Below are 6,844 nucleotides of genomic sequence, written 5' to 3'. Positions count from 1 at the left end.
AGCTTGTTCCATTATAGCTACTTCAAAGATTTTGTAACTATCTTGACCGCCATCAGGATTTGGAAAACTTACAATCACGTTAGAATCTGTAGCAGAATCCATTGGTGCCATAGATAGTTGATTACTTAAAACAGAAAGATCTAAAGTAAAAACCTTGTAGCCTGTTCGGGGCATATCTGAGAAAGGAAAAGCGGGCAGTTGATTAACTTGAGTTTGTGTCATGACCGTCCAAGGTGAGGTTTGAGCTAAAGATTTTAATACGGAAAACAATAGTACTGAAAACAGTAATAGTTTTTTCATAATTTATTTTTTAGTTTGGAGCTGTTTAAAAGATTTATGGCATGCTAACCATTTGAATGTCCTGAACTTGCAGGATGTTTTTTAGTTGCAATTACGAACCGTTCATTAAACGTACGCACATTAGTTCCTATATAGACAGCTTCTACTTGAGGATTCCACAATGCAACATCTGCATTTGTTGCATTACAAGCATCATTTAAAATATCAATTTTATTTTGTGCCATTTCCCGCAAGAATCGCCTGTCTGGAGAGTTTGAATCAACTTCTGTAAAATAAACCGCAACTGGTATAATAATTTTTGCATTGGTACTTCTAGCCAATTCACTTTGTGAATTTTGAAGTTTTGCAAATTCAATTTCAAATCTATTTTGAAAATCAAAGTGTTTTTGTTTTGCTATTGGTTCATTCATCATTTTTTATATGTGCATATCTGTTCCGCAAGTTCTTTGTTGTGAAAATTCCAATTAAAATAGGAGTAAAACGATGATTAATTTTAATTTCATGTTTTGATTATTAATTGGTTGATAATTCTGCTTTATTTTTTTTGACTTTTTGTAAAAATCTCTTTTATTCTACAATAATTCTTTTCACCATTTTATTTTCACCGTTCTGTATATTTATAAAATATACTCCCGATGAAGCAGTCTTTATTTGTAATTCTTGATCAAACATACCAGAATTTTGAAATGTTTTATTATAAATATTTTTTCCACTAATATCGTGAACTACTATTTCAATATCGTCGTTTATTTCACTTGTAAACGATATTTTGAAACTTCCGTTATTTGGATTTGGATACAATGCGAAATCTTTAAACTCAAAATCTTCACTACTTAAAACATTTGTATTAAATTGATTGGCAACGGTGTTGTAATAGGCTTTCATTCTAACGACCTGCCCTGCTGTAAACATCCATCTATTACCATCTAAAGTATAGTCCATAAAATTCATTGTTAGTGCTTTAGTTCCAGGCACACAACCAGGTATAGAACCAAGTACGGGACCCCAATCTCTGGTCATTAAACATTGTGGTGTGTCTTCAACATAGTCTGTGTTTGAAGGCAAACATACATCATCTCCCGGAGATTTTCCAAAAGTATGTTCTAAATTAAAGTAATGTCCCACTTCATGCAATAATGTTTGTCCTAAATGCCATCCATTGGTAGGTACATGTCCAGGACATCCGTCGCCACTGCCGAAACAAATATTCTTTATAACAACCACATTACCCTCATTTGGAGTTCCTCCTGTATAATATCCTGCATAATTAGTATCTCTAACAACAATATTCAAACAACCTCTCCAATTAATGTCTCTAATTCCGCCGTTAAGAAAACTAGTTCCAAATGTTATTGCTGACTGTCCGTTGGTCAGACCTGTTCCAGCAGGATGGTTTCTGGTTGCTAAAACAAACTTCATATTTGAATTACCCAAATTAGTTCCTGGATAAAAAGCTTGCACTTGCGGAGTCCACAAAGATAGAGCAGGGTTTGTTGCGCTAAAAGCAGCATTTAAAATATCGAGCTGATTTTGCACTAATTGTATCAAACAAGCTTTATTGGGTGAATTTGCAGCAATTTCGGGAAAGTGAACCGCCACAGGGATAATAATTGTTGTGTTGGTACTTCTAGCCGATTCATTTTGTGGATCTTGAAGTTTTGCTAATTCTATATTAAATCTTTTTTGAAAATCTAAATGTTTTTGTTTTGCTATTGGATCCGACATGATTTTTTGCATTTGCGCATCGGTTCCGCAAGTTCTTTGTTGTGAAAACCCTAATTGAAATAGGAGTAAAGCGATGATTAATTTTAATTTCATAATTTGATTAAAAATTGGTTGACAATTCTGCTTTATTTTTTTGACTTTTGGTAAAAATCTTTTTTATTCTACAAGAATTCTTTTCACCATTTTATTTTCACCGTTCTGTATAGTTACAAAATATACTCCCGATGAAGTAGTCTTTATTTGTGATTCTTGATCAAACATACCAGAATTTTGAAATGTTTTATTATAAATATTTTTTCCACTGACGTCATAAATTGTGATTTTAATTTCGTCGTTAGTTTCTGGTTTAAACGATATTTTGAAACTTCCATTATTAGGGTTTGGATATAGTACAAAATTTTCAAATTCGAAATCATTTGTTGCTAAATTTGGTGCAATTGCAAACTTTATAGTATTTACTGCATAAAATAAATTACCAACAGATTGTACCATTAATCTGCAATCTAATGCATTGATGTTATTAGGAACTGAAATAATTTGTGTACCATCATTTGGAGTATTTGCCAGCAGTGTTGTTGTAAAAGTTAACCCTTTATCTGTTGAAAGTAGTATGTTGACTAATGAAGTATTAATGTTGTTTGCTGTAGTTCCTGCCACATTCCATGTAATGGTTTGCGATGAATTTCCTGCCCAAGTTATTCCAGCACTGTTTTGGGATATTACCTCAAAAGGTCCCGCATCGGCATTAACAGTAAGTTTCATATCATCTCGTCGAATATGTGAACCCTGAATCATTGAGTTATCACGTACAATAACAGTAAAATTTTGTATTCTTGAAACGCTCGAAAGACGTTCATTTTTACTACTTAAATTTCCAGTAAGTACTTTTGCAAGTTTTGGCATATAACGAATCGGTTCGTTTGTAGGTTTAAAAAATTTAAAATTTGGTCCAGTTGTAGCGGTCGCACTAGTTTCTGCTTGAATACCCGTATCAGTGTTTTCCCAAGAATAAGTATAACCATCTGAATTTGAATTAGAAACCGTAGCTTTTAGCATATATGGTGTATCTTTGGGAATTGTGTAATCAAGTCCGGCATTTACAACAGGTGGGGTACTATTTAAAAGTATATAAGTACCACTGGTAGCTTGTGATAGAAGATTTTGCATCTCTTTGATACTTTCTGAATGATAGAAGGGATCATTAACAGGTTGCCAAACATCAAACAATGATGCTAAGTTTGTTGGTTGCAAACTACTGCATTTTCTGTTATATGACATAATCGTAACCCCAGCATACGGCTCTATTTGCGAACTACCACTAACATTTTGACAGTCAGAAGCAGAATAGGTATGGTTCGCTCCAAAAAAATGTCCCATTTCATGAGTAATACTATTCACAAATACGGCACCTGTTATTCCCTCTGTTCCATATTCAGCGACAACTCGTGTTTTTTGATTGTCCTGAAGAATACCCTGACTTGCTATACCACCACCACCAGTGCCAAGTACAAGTCCAATATCAAAATTAATATTTCCTATAATGGGTGTAATTTGGGTCGACTCATCTATCAGAGTGTACATATTTCCGTTGGTAAAATTATCAGTCTCAATAAAAATGAGTAATTCTTGGTTTGCTACTAATTTCATACGTACTGACAAATCTCTTTCCCAGTCACAATTTAAGCGTGTTACTAGCTGAACTAAACCCGCAATAATTGCGGATTTTTTTTGAGAAGTTGTACTAGCATTCATACCTAATTGGTCTATAATTTTTGACGAAAACTCAACTGTTGTTGCTATTGCCAACCGAAAAACTCTCAATTTATCCACCGTATTTATTTGATTTGACTTATGTTGTTGATGTGCTTTGTTGTTAATTATTTTTTTACTAATATTTTCAACACCACACACAAAGTCTGTTTTTATTGATGACGGAATTGAATTTCTATAGACAGGATTAATTGCTGATTGAGAATGTTTATATATAATATAAGTGCTAAACAAATTACTTCGGTATTTTTTTATAAAAAACGAATCTACTTTTCCTGAATAAGTTACGGCATCAAATCCGATTGTTGTTAAACTAAACCGTATAGTTTGAGTTTTATCTTTGATTGATTTACCTATATAAGATTTATTATTTGGAAAATTGTTCTGCAAAGCTTGTTCCATTACTGAAACCTCAAAAATTTTGTAATCATCTTGCCCTCCTTCAGGATTTGGGAATTTCAGAATTACATTTGAATTTGTTGCACTATCCATTGGTGCATCTGATAATTGTGTTGCCAACAAGGCTAAATCTAATGTAAAAACTTCGTAATCATAAGGCATAAAACCTGTACTAGGGGGGTATACTGGCAGCAGTGCAATTTGACTTTGTGTCATAACAGTCCAAGGGGAGGTTTGTCCGATAGAACTTCCGATAGAAAGCAGTAATGTAGTTAGTAATAATAATTTTTTCATTTTTTTTATTAATGTGGTTAAGATTGCGCCAAGTTACTTTTAAATTTTTTAATCATGAAAATAGAATAATTAAATAATTCGTAAAAACACTTAATTAAATATTTTATACTTAAAAATAATTATTGAATTAAATTAATTAAACAATTCAAAATCAATATATTGAATCATAATTTCAAGCTCTCAAAAAAAGTTAATATCGGAATTAGGTGTTCGATTGTAGGCCCCGTCAGTCCACTAAAAAAACCTCATAATTAGATGATTATGAGGTTTTTTTTATCATTAGTTGACCATCAAGTTCTTTTGTTAGTGTTGCTAATTCATATCGTTGTTATTGCTCATCTAAATCTCGGTTTAAATGAGTGCCTCCTTAAATTATGCTGATAAATCAAAGCGTTTACAACTCTTTTTATCACAGTTCTAATTCCCAAATCAATTAAAACGAAATAAATAGTACCCTATAAACTTTGCCAAAAAAAATATAGCTTTAGCAAAAGACCCTTTTTAATTTATGCATACAGAACTCCTTATTTTAGTTGATAGAGATAGAAATAAAAAACTAAGAGGAATTTAAAATACTACTTTAGAACTGGAAATTCAATAGCTAATTAAAGATGTCCTCACGCAAAAAAATGAAAAGTAAAAAAGTTGTTATTTATTTTTTATTAAGTAACAACTTTTACTTAAACCTCCTTTTAACGCTATTATGTGTACCTCCATCGTGTAAAGAAATAGTTGTAATTAGGAATTTAAAAGGTAAACCCCGATCGCTCGGATATGTAAAATATTTTTAAGAGCGATAGCGCATTCTATGATAAAAAACAAGTGATTTTTTAAAAATTAACAGGCAAATTTATATGTATTTATGTATGGAGTTTGTCTGTTAATTACAGAAAAAACGCGACCAATAATTTTACATTTTACATTGTTTAAAACTAGCATCGCATTTTTACCTTCTCCTTTTTTTCGTTCATAATACTCTTTGAGCTGTGGATCATGTTTTACTGCCACTAAAGCACACATTTGTAATATTGATTTCATCTTTTTATCTGCCATATGATTCACTTTGGTTCGTCCCTTAATACTCGAACCCGAACTATATTCAAAAGGGGCGGTTCCAGCATAACAAGCAAATTTTCTAGCATTATCAAAAGCCGTAAATGCTCTTGTAGCAATTAGCATATAGATTGCTGTTTTGTCTCCAACACCAGAAACACTTTTTATTAACTCAAATTGTTTTTTTAATTCAATTTCAGTTGAAATTATTGCTTTCATTTCTTTTTCAATCGCTTTTAATGTCGTTTTTAGAAACTTTACAGTTTTATTATTTATTCCTGAAATTGATTTGTAAACTTGTTTTGGCATAAAATCAATATTCTCTTTTGTAGCTTCAAAAATCTTAAAGGATTTCATCACTTTTTCTCGTTCAGTATAAAGTAATTTTAGTTGTTGAATTGCGGTTTCTGGTAATGTTGAAAGTTTAAGTTTGTCAATATTTCGAATACTATACAAAGTAATATCCTTTGCGTCTGCTTTATCATTTTTACCTCTTGAAATACCTTTAGAACGCTTAATTTCTATGGCAGGAACAATCCAGTAATCCAGTTTTTCATCAGACAAATGACTACTCAAAGGAAATGTATAAACGCCTGTGTTTTCGCAACAAAACAAAACAGTAGTCAAATCAACTTTCTGTTTTATTAAGTTTTTTAAAATTTCCTTTATTCCTTTTAAATTATTCTCTACAATGAAATGATTAGATACATTGGGAGACTGTTTTTCTAAAATAACTACATCCAATTTCGATTTTGAAATGTCAATACCTACATAAAATAAATAGTTTTTCATAACTTTGAATTTAGGATAAACAAAAATGTTGAACTTCTTTAGAGCCTTTATTAGACCTCGATGTCTATCATTCTATTTGAAGCAATTCAACGGGATTCAAGGAGAAGACAGAGGACTAATGCGCTATATAAGTCATACTTAGCGGATTTGTTAGTTCACCTCTGTTTTCCTTTGTATAAATTTAGTGTTTTTTATCTAATACAAAGTAAAGGCGGAATTGCAATCCGTGCCCACAACGATAACCCAAAGCCATAATTCATGCCTACAAAGCAAATCTAAACCAAAAGAAATAAATTAAAGCGATGTGATTGTTTTATTTGTAGCTTTTATTGTATTTTTAGATAAAAAAAATGTCAACAAAATATAAAGCAACAACAGATCAGGCATATTTTATAACTAATACAACAGTAGGTTGGGTTGATATATTTACGCGACTCAACCAAAAGTACAATATTGTTAATGCTTTGCAATATTGTCAGGAGAAAAAAGGACTTGAGATTTATGCGTATTG

Annotated in this window: 6 protein-coding genes; 1 reads left to right on the top strand and 5 read right to left on the bottom strand. The window is 31.6% G+C overall.

All coding sequences use genetic code 11. From position 1 onward, the window contains the following. The 5 genes from ACNQGB_RS15825 to ACNQGB_RS15805 all read right to left on the bottom strand — a co-directional run. The coding region (locus tag ACNQGB_RS15825; RefSeq protein ID WP_472777145.1) for a hypothetical protein at positions 1-300 on the bottom strand (300 nt) is incomplete at its 3' end. A 44-nt stretch (positions 301-344) separates the two neighbouring features. Beyond that, a complete protein-coding gene (locus ACNQGB_RS15820; RefSeq protein WP_417947216.1) occupies positions 345-713 on the bottom strand; it encodes a hypothetical protein in 369 nt (122 codons plus the stop codon). Positions 714-867: 154 nt separating this feature from the next. Further along, positions 868-2,118 carry a zinc-dependent metalloprotease gene (locus ACNQGB_RS15815; RefSeq protein WP_417947218.1) on the bottom strand — a complete coding sequence of 417 codons (1,251 nt, stop codon included), beginning with the start codon at positions 2,116-2,118 and terminating at the stop codon, positions 868-870. Positions 2,119-2,181: 63 nt separating this feature from the next. Continuing rightward, positions 2,182-4,488: a zinc-dependent metalloprotease gene (locus tag ACNQGB_RS15810; protein WP_417947220.1), complete on the bottom strand. Its 2,307-nt coding sequence runs from the start codon at positions 4,486-4,488 to the stop codon at positions 2,182-2,184. Positions 4,489-5,325: 837 nt separating this feature from the next. Continuing rightward, on the bottom strand, positions 5,326-6,333 hold the full coding sequence (locus tag ACNQGB_RS15805) for an IS110 family RNA-guided transposase (RefSeq protein WP_417947222.1): 1,008 nt from the start codon (positions 6,331-6,333) through the stop codon (positions 5,326-5,328). Positions 6,334-6,683: 350 nt separating this feature from the next. Between ACNQGB_RS15805 and ACNQGB_RS15800 the strand changes: the two genes are divergently transcribed. Continuing rightward, positions 6,684-6,844 (top strand): transposase (locus ACNQGB_RS15800; protein ID WP_472777146.1); only part of this gene is annotated, 161 nt, incomplete at its 3' end.

Source organism: Flavobacterium frigidum (assembly GCF_048286795.2).
This window is presented reverse-complemented; position numbering and strand designations above follow the sequence as displayed.

Excerpts from the sequence above, each read along its gene's own strand:
- ACNQGB_RS15820 (WP_417947216.1), bottom strand. The coding sequence starts at position 713 with ATGATGAATGAACCAATAGCAAAACAAAAACACTTTGATTTTCAAAAT.
- ACNQGB_RS15815 (WP_417947218.1), bottom strand. The coding sequence starts at position 2,118 with ATGAAATTAAAATTAATCATCGCTTTACTCCTATTTCAATTAGGGTTT.
- ACNQGB_RS15810 (WP_417947220.1), bottom strand. The coding sequence starts at position 4,488 with ATGAAAAAATTATTATTACTAACTACATTACTGCTTTCTATCGGAAGT.
- ACNQGB_RS15805 (WP_417947222.1), bottom strand. The coding sequence starts at position 6,333 with ATGAAAAACTATTTATTTTATGTAGGTATTGACATTTCAAAATCGAAA.